The following is a 14,598-nucleotide window of genomic DNA, read 5'->3' on the forward strand; positions in this document are numbered from 1 at the left end:
TCCATGCCTGTCCGCTTTTTATAAAGCTATTAAAAACTCCATCATCGTTTCATAAGCAATTTGCGAGGACTGCCGGTTGTATTTTACGGAATACGGGTCGCTAAATCCATGCTCACCCTTCAGCTTCACCGTTTTGACATTCTTTGATTCCAATTGGGATATACACGCGGCAACGTCAAAGGACTGCTCTTTTTCCGGGAAAAAAAGCAGTGCCGGACATGAAGGCGATATGTTCAGATAGTCTCTTATCCGGGAGCCGTAGTATCCGGCGATCCCATTGACACGCTCATCTTCGCTGCAAAGCCAGGCAGCGGTTGCTCCGACGCTGAACCCGAGTAAGATGATCTTGCGATATTGACGATCCAGCTTGGATATGATTGTATTTATTTTGCGCAAAAGACCGGGGAAACCGACGTTTTCCATAAAAAAAAGATAAGCCGCTTTTTCTTCAGCGTATTCAAACGGTTGATCCCGATTTAACAAATTGGGGCAAATAACATCAAAGCCCTGCTCAGCTATCAATTGGCAAACATCGTGCATGTGCCGGTTAATCCCGTATATTTCGTGCAGCACGATAACAGCTGTATCGGATTTATTTTGAATATGTATCATGTTCTGACTCCTTGTCTCTCATTGCTGCATAAAAAAAGGGCGCCGCCTTCGGCGCCAGTTTAACAGCTTGTACGGCAACAAATCAGGTTATGCAGTCTTTTGCAAAGCTGCAGGCGCTTTACCATCAAAGCTGTCGAGAAAAATCGCTCTGCCCGCCATCAGCTGGGCCGGCTTATCGTCAAGAAAAATGGCGCGACCGGCAAACTCGGCATTTCCCTTCGGCTGAGACGAAAAACTTAAAACGACAAGGCTGGCAAAGACGGCAGTCAACGCAACGGCAATCATCTTTTTCACTTTAGCTCCTCCGTTCTTTTAAGAATTTGGTCTCTTGCATGATGAGATTCTTCAAAATATTCGGCAGCTTTGTCTGCATCTCCATTTTCTTTATAGTAAAGTGCGATATCAAATGTTAATTCCGCTACATCCGTCCAGAGATTGATCGTTTTAAGATATTCTAAAGCATGTTCAACCGTAAGTGGATCCTGTTCATCATACAGAGCATGAATAAGTTTAAATTTCGACAAATATTCCCTTTCTCCTGCTTTTTCCGCGCGAAAAAATCCTTTTTCATACAATTTGCGGGCTTCTTTGACAACATTTGATTTGTATAGCACATGTGTCAGTTCAAACATGGAGTGGATGCCGTAAACCGATTCTTCATGCTCTTTGATAAGCAGCGCTTCTTTGAAATGATGTTCGGCCAAGGTGAGGAGATTGCGATTGACATAGCTCAATCCTAAGTTGTGGTGAGCCATACCGAGGAGAACGTGGTGCTTGATCAGTGCCGCGTCTTTTAGGGCTTGCTTGTAATGCTGTTCGGCTTCATCAAAACGAAATAAATCGAGTTTATTTGCTCCGATCAGCATATCGTTGCTGATCGCTTTTTGAATATAGTCATCATGTGTTTTGAAGGTTTTTAGAGCTGTTTTTGCATGGTTTAAGGAGAGGAAATTCTGTTTGATTTGATAGTAGGCGATAGCCAGTTTGTAATGGAATTCGGCGATTTCGATTTGATCGGGGATTGTTCTGAGCTTTTCTTCGGCTAGTTTATAATAATTGATGGCATTTGTATAATCCTTTTTATGAAATTCGTACATGCCTGCGAAAAAGAAATAATAATATTCGATCATGTCATCTGTGCTTTGCATATCTGCTTTTTGCTCCTGAATATCTTCGAACAATTTGGTGGAAGCTGCAAACTCTTCTGTCAGCAGTTTGTGCCGATAGTCTAAAAGATTAAAATAAAGAAGCAGATCTTGATTTTCTTCCATATTCGGCAGCCGGTGCTCAATGTCGTATTTAATCGAGACCGCTTGTGCCACTTCATGGCGCTTGATCATGACATACCATTGATTAAGCATTCCCGCGACTTCCTCATAAGCAATTTTTGTCTTCAATCGTTTATCCTTCCTTTCCTCCCATGTCTCTTCCTTTTTATGGGTTGTTTTTCATTTTACAGAATCGCTTATTTTTTGACAATCACTTTTCTAAATATTGGCTTAATTTCCTAAAATAACTCAAAATTCTGACATCAATCGTAACCATTTTCTGTATTGTTGCAAATCTCTCAGAAAGTATTTTCGTTTGACATTGTTTTTGATGACATTTTATAATTATATATGTAAATATCAACATGTTCGATTTTACAATAAACAAATAAGGAGCGGTTCATATGAATCAAGATGTCAAAGAGTTTGTCGGAAGCCATATGATCTATACGTATGAAAACGGATGGGAATATGAAATCTACATTAAAAATGACCATACCATTGATTACCGCATTCACAGCGGAATGGTCGGGGGACGCTGGGTTCGCGATCAAAAAGCCGATATCGTCAAGCTGACTGAAGGCGTCTATAAAGTATCATGGACAGAACCGACAGGGACTGACGTTTCCTTGAATTTCATGCCCAATGAAAAGCGGATGCACGGCATCATCTTCTTCCCTAAATGGGTTCATGAACGCCCTGATATCACAGTCTGCTATCAAAATGACCACATCGACTTAATGGAAGAATCGCGCGAAAAATATGAGACGTATCCAAAATATGTCGTACCGGAATTCGCCGATATCACATTCATTGAAAATGCCGGAATCGATAATGAAGATCTGATTTCAAAAGCCCCTTATCCCGGAATGACGGATGACATCAGAGCCGGAAAACGAGTATAAATGGGAAAAGGGCTTTTCATTAATGATATAATGACTGGACTTTTGTTAAGTCATGCAGCAAGGCTTTAATATCGTCTTGCGATAAAGGGACAAGCATTTGATCGTAAAGGGTGATGATCTGTCCTCCCTCGTCATGCTCATGCTGCCTTAAATACTGCTGCAAAGCCCTGAGCTGGTTTTCTTTCAAGCTGGTCTGCGTTTGAAACTGCTTGATTTTCTTTAACGAAAAAACATTCATTTCGTCATCAAAATCGCCTGACATGATTTGACCCTCAATGCTGGACATGCTGGCTATCCCTCCTTATTGACGATTCGGCTGGTAGTTAGTCTGTCCGCTTTAAGAAAAGTACAATCATAAAAAATAAAACAGCAAGGGACATATCTGTCCCTTGCTGTTTATCATGCAGGCTTATAACCTTGCTTTTCCATTTCTTTATACACGTCTTTCAGCTTCGGATTTCCTTCGCCGACCACTTGATCACCGACCATGACGAGCGGATAAAAATATTCGTCGTTCAGGATTTTTTCGGAGATTTCCTGTTTTTCAGGATCGTTTTCCGGCGGCTGATGGATATCAATGTACGTGATCGAGAAAGGCTGGTCGGGATATTTTCTTTTCAGGGCGGCTTCGAGCCACTCATACGTTTCTTTTGATGACGGAAGGTTGACACAGCTTGGACAAAGAACGTCGGCACCGTAAACAAAAAGCTCGGCTTGTTTTTTCATCAGCGGCAGCTCCTTTCTCTTTGTCTTTTATTTTATTCTATTTTGTCCTTTCGCTCCATATTGAAATGAAAATCGCTTTTTGTCTTTGCCGGCAAATATGATATAATATGTGGGAAAACGATTGAAACCAAACAATAGCTTTTTATTGTTCGACTGAATATAATGGTTGTATGATTTGAAAGGAGCGATACGAATGACGACAGAGGTCGAAATGAAAGAACAAGTACAGGAAGTGCTGGACAAACTTCGTCCATTTCTACTCCGCGACGGCGGTGACTGTGAACTCGTCGATGTTGAAGACGGCATCGTCAAGCTTCGCCTGCTCGGCGCATGCGGAAGCTGCCCAAGTTCCACGATCACCCTTAAAGCTGGAATTGAGCGCGCCCTTTTAGAAGAAGTTCCGGGCGTCATTGAAGTTGAACAAGTATTTTAATTTGAGAAGGCTGCCGTACATTACGGCAGCCTTTTCTTTTTTATAAATACGCTTCAAACCAGCCGGCAATATACTCAAGCCGTCTGATCCGCTGCTTCGGATGCCCGCTTCTTGATAAATCGTGCGACGCATTCGGGAATCTGACGAGTTTTACTTCTTTCCCCATTTTTTTCAATGCCGTAAACAGCTGCTCCGCCTGTTCAATCGGGCACCTGTCGTCCCGTTCGCCATGGAGGATGAGAAGAGGAGTCTCCACCTTGTCCGCATATTTGAGCGGCGAATGCTCCCACAGTTTGCCGGGATTTTCAAAAAGGTCCGCTCCGATCTGCCAGTCTGTGAAAAAATAGCCGATGTCGCTTACCCCGTAAAAACTGATCCAATTGGAAATGGACCTCTGCGTCACCGCGGCCTTAAAGCGATTCGTGTGGCCGACAGCCCAGTTTGTCATAAAGCCGCCGTAGCTTCCTCCTGTGATTCCGAGCCTTTCTTGATCGATGAAATCATATTGTCCCAGCGCGTGGTCAACAGCTGCCATTACATCTTTAAAATCTCCCCCGCCGTAGTCGCCTCTCACCCGGTTGACAAAATCCTGTCCGTAGCCGTGGCTTCCCCGCGGATTGACATATACAACGGCGCTTCCCTTTGCGGCCAGCACTTGAAATTCGTGAAAATAAGCATTCGCATACATGGCGTGAGGACCGCCGTGCACTTCCAGAATGAGCGGATACGTGTTTCCTTTTTCATATTGAGCAGGCTTTATCAGCCAACCGTGAATTGTCAAACCGTCCGCTGTCTGAAATTGAAGCTCCTCCGGTTCCGATATGATATGCTCTTCCGTAAACGCTTGGTTGGCATCTGTTAATCGCTCCGCTGTTTCTTCACCCAATGGGAGATGGTAAAGTTCGCTCGGCCGGACAGGCAGGGCTATCGATGCCGCAAAACTTTTTTCATCCGGATGCAGGCTGAATCCGTTCAGATGCTCTTTTTCCAACCGGACCGGATAAGCAAGACCTTCGATTGATATGTAGTAAATGCCTGTCGAACCTTTGTCAGATCCAATGACATAAAAGCCGTTTCCGTCTTTGGTCCAGGCCGGTTTCGGAAGAACGCCTCCGACAAGGCTGTCCCCTGCCACTGCATCGCTGAGATGGACATCAAGCATTTCCGTCAGACACGTTAGTTTTCCTGTTTCGATATTATACAGCCATGCTTTATCAAGCGTGGCGTTTTGAAATTCCTTTTCGTTTCCGATGAATGCAAGGTGTTTGCCGTCAGGAGAAAACGATAGTGAAGAAAAAACGCCGTTTTGACCTGTCAGGCGCTTCAAATCACCTGTCGAAAGGTTCATCAAATAGACATCGTTCACACGCATATCCGTCTGATTGGCACAAAATGCAATCCTGCCTCCGCACGGTGAAAATGCGTGGCTGAAATGGTCGCGTTCTAGATCGGTCAGCTGTTTTATCTCCCCGGTTTCCACTTGAACGAGGACAAGCTGCGTATACTTTCCCCTTTTAAACCCTTGGCCGTCTAATTTATACGACAAAGAATCGACTTCCAGCGGTTCGTGATCTTCAATCTCCGTTTTTTTCTCATCGTCGACGCTTTCCTCTTTCGTCAGCCTCACTGAACAAAGCAATGACTTGCCGTCAGACGACCATTCAGGCTGTGATACATCATAAGGAATATCGGTCACTTTTCTCGCTTCTCCTCCGGCGGCGCTTATTACGTAAAGTTGTGTGGTTTCCTCGCGATTAGACGTAAATGCAAGGGATTTGCCGTCGGGCGACCAGCGCGGATGCTGGTTTCTTCCTTTTCCAAACGTCCATTGTACTGACGCTTGTTGTTTGCGGTCGTAGACCATGATATGCGAATCATAAGAGTCCTGTTTTTCGTTTACTTTTGTTTGCACGTAGGCGATTTTTGCACCGTCAGGCGAGTACTGCGGGTCGGTAATGGATACAAGCTTGATGAGGTCTTTTTCGGTTATCAGCTGCTTCATGTTCGTTTCTCCTCCTCTATATGTTTGTCATACTATTTCGACTTTCTAAATAAAAATCCTTGTTTTGAAGGCAAACAAAAAAAGAGCCGAAAAAGCTCTTTTTTCGTTAAACACTGTTTACTGATTTTCTTTCAACGATAATGCCTGTATCCGGGACATGAAGGCAGTCCACTTCACAATGCGGAAACTTAGAAGCAAGCTGATCTCTCAGCGCGTCTCCCTTTCCTTTTTCAATAAAGGAAAGGATCGTCGGTCCTGCTCCGCTTAAAGCGGTCCCAAACGCGCCGTTTTTGCCTGCTTCATGCTCCACTTTAGAAAGCTCAGGGACGAGCGCCCTTCGGTAAGGCTGATGAAAGAGGTCTTTTTGCATCATGCGGCCGACAAGCTTCCAATCTTTCGCCATCAGTCCGGCGACGAGCATATTGCTGACCGCGCTTGCTTCCACCGCTTTCGGATAAGAGAGGCTTTCGGGAAGAACATCCCGCGCATCTTTTGTCAGCACTTCATAAAAAGGAATGACGACAACGACATCCAAATCGATGTCTTTCATCGAAACCATCTCTGTTTCATCTTCTTCATGAAGTCCGATGACAAGCCCGCCGAAAAGCGATGCTCCGGCATTGTCAGGATGGCCTTCTTCAAGGCTTGCAAAATGGAGTTTCTCGCGGTCAGAGAGCTTTAAATCGGCAAGTTCGTTCGCCAGCTCAATCGCAGCGGCAATTGCGGCTGCGCTGCTGCCGAGACCGCGCGCCAGCGGAATATCGCTCCACACTTTGACGAGGCTTGGCGGAAGGTCTTTTCCGAAGTGAGCGGCGGTCCGTTTGGCCACCTGGTAAATTAAATTATCCGTCCCTTCAGGAATTCCCGCTACGACTTCTGTTTCAGCCTCAAAACGCCACTCATCATGAGGAAAAACAGACAGTCTCAAATAACGGGACAGCGCCATGCCGACTGAATCAAAGCCCGGGCCCAGATTGGCCGTGCTTCCGGGAACCGTAACGGAAAACAGCATGTCAGCCTCAGTCATACACGAGCGGCTCCTTTTAAGTGTTCGAGAATGGCTTCTTCATCTGTCGGCAGTGTGACAGGTTTGATCTGCGACACATCAACGGCTGTGTTCGGATCTTTCAAGCCGTTTCCGGTTAAGACAGCGACAACTTTCGCCCCCGGCTGAATCTCTTTCGTTTCCAGCTGTTTCAGTACGCCGGCAATAGATGCGCACGATCCCGGTTCTGCAAATACGCCTTCTTCTCTTGCCAGGAGCTGATAAGCGTGCAGGATCTCTTCGTCTGACACTTCATCGATTTTTCCGTTCGATTCTTTTGCAGCATTGACCGCTTTGTCCCAGCTTGCCGGATTTCCGATTCTGATCGCTGTCGCAACGGTTTCCGGCTTTTCAATTACTTTGTTTTTGACAATCGGGGCCGCGCCTTCCGCCTGAAAACCTCTCATGACCGGCAGGCCTGTGCCGTTTTTCTCATGATATTCTTTAAAGCCTTTCCAGTAAGCCGTAATATTTCCGGCATTCCCGACAGGAATTGCAAGGATGTCAGGCGCTTCGCCCAGCTGTTCACAAATTTCAAAGGAAGCGGTTTTCTGTCCTTCAATCCGGTAAGGATTCACAGAGTTGACGAGTGCAATCGGCTCTTTCTCGCAAATGCTGCGCACCATTTTCAGGGCATCGTCGAAGTTTCCGTCGATCGCAATGATTTTAGCGCCGTACATGACGGCTTGGGCCAACTTTCCGAAGGCGATTTTGCCGTCCGGAATAATGACGATGCACTTCATGTTGGCGCGAGCCGCATAAGCCGCAGCAGCAGCTGACGTATTGCCGGTCGAAGCGCACATGATCGTGTCATTGCCTTCTTCTTTCGCCTTGGCGACCGCCATGACCATCCCGCGGTCTTTAAAGGAGCCTGTAGGATTGACACCCTCTGTTTTGACATAAAGCTCGATTCCGAGCTTTTTCGAAAGATTTTGCAGATAAATGAGCGGGGTATTTCCTTCGTTCAGCGTCAATTCCGGTGTTTTATCCGTTACTGGCAAATATTCTTTATATTGATGGATGAGTCCTTTCCACATTAGCTCCAACCGTTCCCTTCTACTCGATAAGTGCTTTTCACCTGATCAACAACCTCAAGATCATTCAGCTTTTGCAAGATATCCGTAAAATCCTCTTCTGACGTATGATGTGTCACAATGACAATCTCAGCCAGGTCATCATGGCCTTTAATCGGAAGCTGCAGAATTTTTTCAAAACTGACGCCTCTTTCCGAAAAAATCGATGTGATTTTTGAAAACGAACCGACCTGATCTTTAACATGAATTCTTAAAAACTGCTGGGCGAAGATTTCAGAAGGTGCCTTGATCTTCTTTTCAAATTGCGGATCGACAAAGCTGCTGCCGTTCACGCCGAGACGCATGTTTTTCATGACGGAAACCAAATCTGATACGACGGCGGTCGCAGTCGGCATGCTTCCTGCGCCAGGCCCGTAAAACATCGTTTCCCCGACGGCCTCGCCATACACGTAAACCGCATTGAATTCATTATGGACGGAAGACAGCGGATGATGCTCCGGCAACAATGTCGGCTGGACGCTCACTTCGACTTTTTGTCCGTCGCGCTGGGCGATGCCGATCAGCTTCATCGTATAGCCGAGCCGTTTGCTGAAATTGATGTCTTCATCAGACACTTGGGAAATGCCCTTCACTTTGACATCGTCAAGATCGACATTCATTGAGAAACCGAGCCTGGCCAAAATCGCCATCTTTCTCGCCGCATCAAGACCTTCAACATCAGCTGTCGGGTCCGCTTCGGCGAAGCCGAGCTCCTGCGCTTCTTTCAGCACTTCAGCATAAGGCGCGTTTTCTTTATTCATCTTCGTTAAAATGAAGTTGGTCGTTCCATTGACGATTCCCATCATTTTCGTAATCCGGTCTGAAGCCAGCCCGTCTTCCAGGCTTCGCAAAATCGGAATCCCGCCGGCGACGCTCGCTTCAAAATAAAGGTCGCAGCCGTTTTCTTTCGCGGCAGCCGTCAGTTCCGATCCATAGAGGGCGATCAAATCTTTATTCGCTGTCACGACATGTTTTTTCGCCTGAAGCGCGTCAAGCAAATAGCGTCTTGTCTCCTCGATTCCCCCGATGACCTCAATGATGACATCCACTTCCGGATCTTGAATGACATCATAAGCTTCCGTCGTCAGAACATCTTTGGAAAGGTCGACATCCCTCTTCTTATCTTTATCTTTTACAAGAACTTTTTGAATCGTAACAGGGCATCCGACTTGGTGTGTCAGCTTATCCTGGTGATCCTGAATAATCTTCACCACACCGCTCCCGACTGTTCCTAATCCTAGCAGCCCCACTCGTATCGCCTTCAATGAAATTCCACCTTTCTCTCTCTTATCGTCCTCTCTCTGAGGACATTTGTAAACACAACGCAGACATTTAAGTTACAAACATTATAATGGGGGATTCTTTTTTTGACAAGATGACATTTGCTGAAAAACAAATCATGAAAACGCTTTATACATTGATATAATAAGATTCTATATATTCAGAAATATTTTCGCGAGAAAATCTTCCGACCCGTCAGGCCGGCCGGAAGAAACATCAAATCTCGGTCTTTGCCGGCTTCCCTCCCAGGACAAGCGCAATATTTTCCGCACAAAGCCTCATCATGGCTTCTCTCGTTTCGACAGTGGCGCTGCCGATGTGAGGCAGCGCGGTCACTTGCGGCAGATTGGCGAGCGGGTGATCCTGCTGCACGGGTTCTTCCGCAAAGACGTCGAGTCCTGCGCCGGCAATATCTTTTTCGATCAGGGCTTCATATAAATCGTCTTCATTCACAACCTGTCCTCTTGAGACATTGATAAAAATAGCGGAGCGCTTCATCCTTTTGAATGCGCTGCGGTTAAACAGATGCTTCGTTTCCTCAGTCAGAGGCGTCAGGCATACCACAAAATCCGCCTGTTCGAGCAGTTCGCCAAAGGATAGATAGGATGCGCCCAGTTCGGCTTCCGCCTCGGGATTGCGGGTGCGGTTATGATATAAAATCTCCATGCCAAAGCCTTTCGCCCGCCGGGCGACGGCTTGTCCAATGCTCCCCATCCCGACGATGCCAATCGTTTTATGATGGATATCCGCTCCGGCCAAAAGCAGCGGCCCCCAGCCCGTCCAGTTGCCTTGTCTAATCCAGTCGCTTGCCTCGACGATTCTGCGCGCGGATGCCATCAGCAGAGCAAACGTCAAATCTGCCGTTGACTCTGTCAGCACGCCGGGCGTGTTGCAGCAGATGACGCCATGCTTTTTCGCAGCCTCCACATCGAGGTTGTCATAGCCCACCGCCAAATTGGCCACCACTTTTAAATGCGGCGCACCTTTTAAAAGCTCCTCATCAACTGTGTCGGAAAGCATCGTCAACAGTCCGTGCGCCTTTTTTGCTTTTTCCGCCAGAACGGCGCGCGGGCACGGTTCTTCTTCCTTTTCCCACATCTCAATACGGGCTTCTTCTTTTAACGCAGAAAGCTGTTCTTCCGGTAATTTTCTCGTTACATATACAAACGGTTTGTCCATGCTGCCTCGTTCCTTTCTAAGAGTAGCTTCCAATCTAAGCATATCGAAAAAATCCGGAAATGTTAACATGAAGAAAAGAACACCGCGGCGTCTATGGTGTCCTTTTCAGCCAATTGACAGGCGGCATGCTCATAAATCCTGCGGCTCTCATGCCTGCCATTTCTTGAAATCCGTTCAGAAATTGCTCATAAGCCGGCGCTCGAGACAATAAATGGTCGAGTCTGCTTTCAAAATAATGGTGCTCTGATTCAGGAGAAATATAATACCCTTCAACCGTCTCAAAATAGTGAAGCGGAAACAGAAGCCTGCTGTACACCAGCCGTTTAGAAAATGAGGAAAGCGGCGCGGCTTGTTCGTATTGCTGAAAAAACAATGCGATGTCATTGAAGTTTTTCCTTTCGTGAAACAAGCTTCTGGCATATTCCGCAAGATCCCTGGCCGCATGATCAAACACCCATTCCATCGGGATTTTAATAAGCGGCTCGCGCCTTAAAGCCTCGCAGGTGAGCCGCTGCTGGCAAATCGTCCCGGAGTCGGCGGCCTGCGGCTGATCATCCAATTCGGTATCGGCCAAATATTGAATCGCGTTTTCGGTTAAACCGAGATAATAAGGAAACGATTCGATAAAATGTTTTTCAAAAGGCTGCAGCTGTCTTGCCTGCGTTTTTTGGATCCAGAATTGTTCTAGCTGGTCGAGCCGTTTCCCCCAAAGTTCTTTCCACTGCCCGATCCGCGAGGTTTCTTTTACCTCATAAGGGTATCCTCTTCCCTTCTGATGAAATTCAGCCAGCTCCGCCCCAAATGAAACGGAGCTGTTTGTCATGCGGGGAGCAGCTTGAAGCAGCACATATGAGGCGCCATTGTCCTCAAATGTCATCTCCCCATCCTTTGTCAATATAAAAGATGAAACGTATGGGTCGCGCTGTTCTTGCAAATACTGACTCATACTAAACAATTCCGCCAGCTCATCCTGACTCAAGTGGGATACCGGGACGATCAAAAACATCGAATTCGGGGTATGAAAAGCCTGATAAGACAAGTATGAAGTAAGATCGCGAATATGGATTCCGAATTTTTCTTTGATCAGCTCCTTCACGGACATCACTTCCTGATAAATATTTCTCCTTCTACACATCGTAATCATGAAGGGATTCGATTATGAATTGATTCGGAAAAAGAGTTCTAAAATCGTTACATTTTTAAGGTTGTTTGTATACACTAAGTAAAAAAAGATTGGGTGAAAATGATGCCGGAAAACAACAGCATGCATCAAATCGAAACAGCAGCAAAAGAATGGCTTGAGAAACGGGGCGTCAAGATTTCTGATATTGCTGATCTTGTCTACGTACTACAGAAGAAATATCATCCAAACTTGACAAAAGAAGAATGTGAAGAGAATGTCAACCGGGTCATGAAAAAACGCGAAGTTCAAAACGCCGTGATCACAGGGATTCAATTGGATATGCTGGGTGAGCAAAGAAAGCTCATGGAACCGCTCCAAACCTTAATCGAGACAGATGAAAGCTTGTACGGCGTCGATGAAATCTTATCCTTCTCCATTGTGAATTTGTATGGATCAATCGGTTATACAAACTATGGATATATCGATAAAATCAAACCGGGAGTGCTCGCACGTTTAAACGATAAATCAACAGGCGAATGCCACACGTTTTTGGATGATATCGTCGGAGCGATTGCGGCAGCCGCATCCAGCAGACTGGCGCATCGAGCAAAAGATGCGGAATAAGCCATTAAAAAACACTTGTCCTTAAAAGACAAGTGTTTTTTTGCGGTTTAGATGCGATCCATCCAGTCTGTTAAAGAATCAATGACATATGTCGGCTTTTCCTGGTAGGCTTCAAGGTGTTCTTTTTTGGTCACGCCCGTATGAACGAGAAGCGTGTCCATCCCGGAATTCATTCCCGCCATAATATCCGTATCATAATTGTCACCGACCATCAGCGTTTCACTGATATTTGTGCCGAGCACCTTCATCGCCTGCTCCATGATGATCGGCTCCGGCTTGCCGATAAAAATAGGCTCTGTCTGCGTAGAAACGGTTAATACTGACGTGAGAGAACCATTGCCCGGCAATAGTCCTCTTTCTGTAGGAATGGCGATATCGCCGTTAGTCGAGATGAATGTAGCGCCGTTGCGGATGGCAAGGCAACCGACGGCTAGCTTTTCGTATGTAATGCCGCGGTCGATACCGACGACGACGAAGTCGGCGTCTTCTTCGCCGAATGCCAGTCCTTTTTCCTCAATGGCCTGGCGGATGCCTTCCTCACCGATCACATATACGGAAGCATCCGGTTTTTGTTCGGCGATAAAATTGGCGGTCGCCATGCTGGTTGTGAATACCTGGCTCTCTTCGGCCGGAATATCAAATGAAACAAGCTTGTCCGCCACTTGCTTCGGCGTGCGCGACGAGTTGTTAGTGACGAACAGATACGGGATGCTCCGTTCTTTCAGCTTCCTTACGAATTCGCATGCTTCTTCGATTTTTTCCGTCCCTTTGTACATTGTTCCATCCAGATCAATTAAGTATCCTTTGTATGTTTTCATGTTGTACACTCCAGTTTTGTTTAGTGCGGTTTGAATGCGGATACCGGACCGAGCTCATGGTTTAAATAATCGCGGATCCGCGCCGGAAATTTCTCAAGCGTTTCCGCATGCCTGCTGAGCAGCATGTCCAATTCTTCATGGTTGACATTCAAGTAGTCTTGAACCAATGTCTTCCGATAGGCGATCAAATGTTTCAGACTGTCGCCTTCCGCTTGGCTGACAACCTTTTCATCGGTCAGTATATCCATAATGTCGTCATAGCTTCCCGGATCTCTCATAATAAAGCCGTCAATCATATCGTTCCCTATATCCAATATACATTCGATCAGCGTGTGGCCGATTCGTTCGAGCGCTTTTTTTTCGACGTCGGAAGTCCATTCCTCCTGTGTTTGATAAAGCCGCAGCTCCTCTTCCAGGAAGTTCAGCGTGTTTTCGATTTTGTGTCGATCGACAAAATACATCATCAGAGCATCCCCTTTTATGATCGCTTATTTTCGCAGACGTTTTAAAACAAAGTAGGCACATCCGAAATTACAGTACTCGTAAATATATTCATCAAGCGTGCTGATCTTCGTATCAAATGTGGCCTTTTGATTTTGATCGTCAAAAAAGCCTTTCAGCCTCAGCTGGCTGTATCCCCAATCCCCGACGATGTAGTCATATTTATTTAAAATGTCGGAGTATCTGGCTTTAAACGCTTCTTCGTTAAAACCGTTTTTCACATCTTTGACGACTTCAAATGCAGCGTTCTGAACGACAATCATTCTTTTCACCTCTTTTATATGATAATTCAAACCCGTGCCGCCATCAATTGCTAAGAATAAATCCTCCCCGTTGGAAAAGCTATAAATGAGGAGGAAAAGCAGAATGAATAAAAAAATTCTTTTAGCAGGGCTGCTGGCGGTGCCTTTAGCAGGATGCCAGACAGCCTTAAATGATACCGAACACAATATATATGACGAAGACGGAAATACCGTTCACGTTGCAGACAAGAACCCTCAATATCATGAAAAGTTCAGAAATGACAACCGGAAAGGCAGATTCGGTTATGCGCGCCATCAGGCAACTCCAGTCGCAAACAAGGAAGAAATGCAGGCGCCTCAAATTGATCGGGAAGAAATGGCGCATATTATATCTAGTTTAACGGTTCAGCTTCCCAATATTCAAGATGCCTCAGCACTTGTGACAGACGAAGAAGCGCTTGTCGTGTACAAAACGGACTCTGGGCAGCGCGAACAGACGGCTGACCAAGTTAAAAAGACGGCGGCATCCGTCATTCCGAGGTATTACCACATCTATATTTCCGATGATCCGGATATGATGCAATCCGTCGCCAACTTCAGCCGGCTTGGAGCCAATTCAAGAAACGTTGATCAGCTGATGGCCGATACGATTAAGGAAATGCAAAAATCACCGCAAGGCAAAACAACGACAGGTACAGATGAAAACGGCCTTGACGGAAAAGGAAAAGCGACCGAATCCTGACCTGAAAATAAATAAGAAAAACGC

At 46.0% G+C, this 14,598-nt stretch carries 17 protein-coding genes and 1 pseudogene; 4 read left to right on the forward strand and 14 right to left on the reverse strand.

What is annotated here, in order from left to right; translation table 11 throughout:
- Positions 1 to 18 precede the first annotated feature (18 nt).
- The 3 genes from CP943_RS17845 to CP943_RS17855 form a co-directional block, all read right to left on the reverse strand.
- Positions 19 to 612: a dienelactone hydrolase family protein gene (locus CP943_RS17845; RefSeq protein WP_105981203.1), complete on the reverse strand. Its 594-nt coding sequence runs from the start codon at positions 610 to 612 to the stop codon at positions 19 to 21.
- An 87-nt stretch (positions 613 to 699) separates the two neighbouring features.
- Complete coding sequence (locus tag CP943_RS17850; protein WP_154495611.1) at positions 700 to 897, reverse strand: hypothetical protein; 198 nt, start codon at positions 895 to 897, stop codon at positions 700 to 702.
- Between the two features lie 5 nt (positions 898 to 902).
- Complete coding sequence (locus CP943_RS17855; protein ID WP_020452833.1) at positions 903 to 2,009, reverse strand: Rap family tetratricopeptide repeat protein; 1,107 nt, start codon at positions 2,007 to 2,009, stop codon at positions 903 to 905.
- A 275-nt stretch (positions 2,010 to 2,284) separates the two neighbouring features.
- Here CP943_RS17855 and CP943_RS17860 point away from each other — a divergent pair, with 275 nt between their 5' ends.
- Positions 2,285 to 2,785 (forward strand): phenolic acid decarboxylase, encoded by a 501-nt coding sequence (locus CP943_RS17860; protein WP_009329528.1) that lies wholly within the window; start codon positions 2,285 to 2,287, stop codon positions 2,783 to 2,785.
- A gap of 19 nt (positions 2,786 to 2,804) precedes the next feature.
- Here the strand turns inward: CP943_RS17860 and CP943_RS17865 are convergent, their stop codons facing one another.
- Entirely contained in the window at positions 2,805 to 3,071 is a 267-nt protein-coding gene (locus tag CP943_RS17865) for a hypothetical protein (RefSeq protein WP_023856183.1), read from the reverse strand.
- Positions 3,072 to 3,184: 113 nt separating this feature from the next.
- Complete coding sequence (locus CP943_RS17870) at positions 3,185 to 3,511, reverse strand: YuzD family protein (protein ID WP_003184955.1); 327 nt, start codon at positions 3,509 to 3,511, stop codon at positions 3,185 to 3,187.
- A gap of 134 nt (positions 3,512 to 3,645) precedes the next feature.
- On the opposite strand from CP943_RS17870, the pseudogene CP943_RS17875 reads away from it, so the two are divergent.
- Positions 3,646 to 3,944, forward strand: a pseudogene (locus tag CP943_RS17875) (NifU family protein).
- Positions 3,945 to 3,984: 40 nt separating this feature from the next.
- On the opposite strand, the gene CP943_RS17880 reads toward CP943_RS17875, so the two are convergent.
- The 6 genes from CP943_RS17880 to yutH all read right to left on the reverse strand — a co-directional run bounded on the left by CP943_RS17880 (position 3,985) and on the right by yutH (position 11,626).
- Entirely contained in the window at positions 3,985 to 5,946 is a 1,962-nt protein-coding gene (locus tag CP943_RS17880) for a S9 family peptidase (RefSeq protein WP_105981204.1), read from the reverse strand.
- A gap of 106 nt (positions 5,947 to 6,052) precedes the next feature.
- Positions 6,053 to 6,973, reverse strand: coding sequence for a homoserine kinase (thrB, locus tag CP943_RS17885; protein ID WP_020452837.1), 921 nt, complete (start codon positions 6,971 to 6,973; stop codon positions 6,053 to 6,055).
- Positions 6,970 to 8,028: a threonine synthase gene (gene thrC / locus CP943_RS17890; RefSeq protein ID WP_023856186.1), complete on the reverse strand. Its 1,059-nt coding sequence runs from the start codon at positions 8,026 to 8,028 to the stop codon at positions 6,970 to 6,972. The genes thrB and thrC overlap by 4 nt, the downstream gene beginning before the upstream one ends.
- Positions 8,028 to 9,329, reverse strand: coding sequence for a homoserine dehydrogenase (locus CP943_RS17895; RefSeq protein WP_095292354.1), 1,302 nt, complete (start codon positions 9,327 to 9,329; stop codon positions 8,028 to 8,030). The genes thrC and CP943_RS17895 overlap by 1 nt, the downstream gene beginning before the upstream one ends.
- Positions 9,330 to 9,561: 232 nt before the next feature.
- Positions 9,562 to 10,524: a 2-hydroxyacid dehydrogenase gene (locus CP943_RS17900; RefSeq protein ID WP_023856187.1), complete on the reverse strand. Its 963-nt coding sequence runs from the start codon at positions 10,522 to 10,524 to the stop codon at positions 9,562 to 9,564.
- Between the two features lie 91 nt (positions 10,525 to 10,615).
- Entirely contained in the window at positions 10,616 to 11,626 is a 1,011-nt protein-coding gene (gene yutH / locus CP943_RS17905; protein ID WP_031305043.1) for a spore coat putative kinase YutH, read from the reverse strand.
- Between the two features lie 144 nt (positions 11,627 to 11,770).
- Between yutH and CP943_RS17910 the strand changes: the two genes are divergently transcribed.
- Positions 11,771 to 12,271, forward strand: coding sequence for a phosphatidylglycerophosphatase A family protein (locus tag CP943_RS17910; protein ID WP_020452842.1), 501 nt, complete (start codon positions 11,771 to 11,773; stop codon positions 12,269 to 12,271).
- Between the two features lie 47 nt (positions 12,272 to 12,318).
- On the opposite strand, the gene CP943_RS17915 is transcribed toward CP943_RS17910, so the two are convergent.
- From CP943_RS17915 to CP943_RS17925, 3 genes are read right to left on the reverse strand one after another with little or no spacing between them, the layout of a single operon-like run.
- Entirely contained in the window at positions 12,319 to 13,089 is a 771-nt protein-coding gene (locus CP943_RS17915) for a TIGR01457 family HAD-type hydrolase (RefSeq protein WP_020452843.1), read from the reverse strand.
- 20 nt (positions 13,090 to 13,109) lie between these two features.
- Positions 13,110 to 13,550 carry a DUF86 domain-containing protein gene (locus tag CP943_RS17920; protein WP_023856189.1) on the reverse strand — a complete coding sequence of 147 codons (441 nt, stop codon included), beginning with the start codon at positions 13,548 to 13,550 and terminating at the stop codon, positions 13,110 to 13,112.
- Positions 13,551 to 13,577: 27 nt separating this feature from the next.
- Positions 13,578 to 13,853, reverse strand: a complete 276-nt coding sequence (locus CP943_RS17925) for a YutD family protein (protein ID WP_003184977.1) — start codon at positions 13,851 to 13,853, stop codon at positions 13,578 to 13,580.
- Between the two features lie 103 nt (positions 13,854 to 13,956).
- On the opposite strand from CP943_RS17925, the gene CP943_RS17930 reads away from it, so the two are divergent.
- The gene (locus CP943_RS17930) at positions 13,957 to 14,574 is read left to right on the forward strand and encodes a YhcN/YlaJ family sporulation lipoprotein (RefSeq protein WP_020452845.1); all 618 of its coding nucleotides are present in this window, start codon (positions 13,957 to 13,959) and stop codon (positions 14,572 to 14,574) included.
- Positions 14,575 to 14,598: the final 24 nt, after the last annotated feature.

This window comes from Bacillus paralicheniformis (assembly GCF_002993925.1).
In the GTDB taxonomy this organism is placed as follows: Bacteria; Bacillota; Bacilli; order Bacillales; family Bacillaceae; genus Bacillus; species Bacillus paralicheniformis.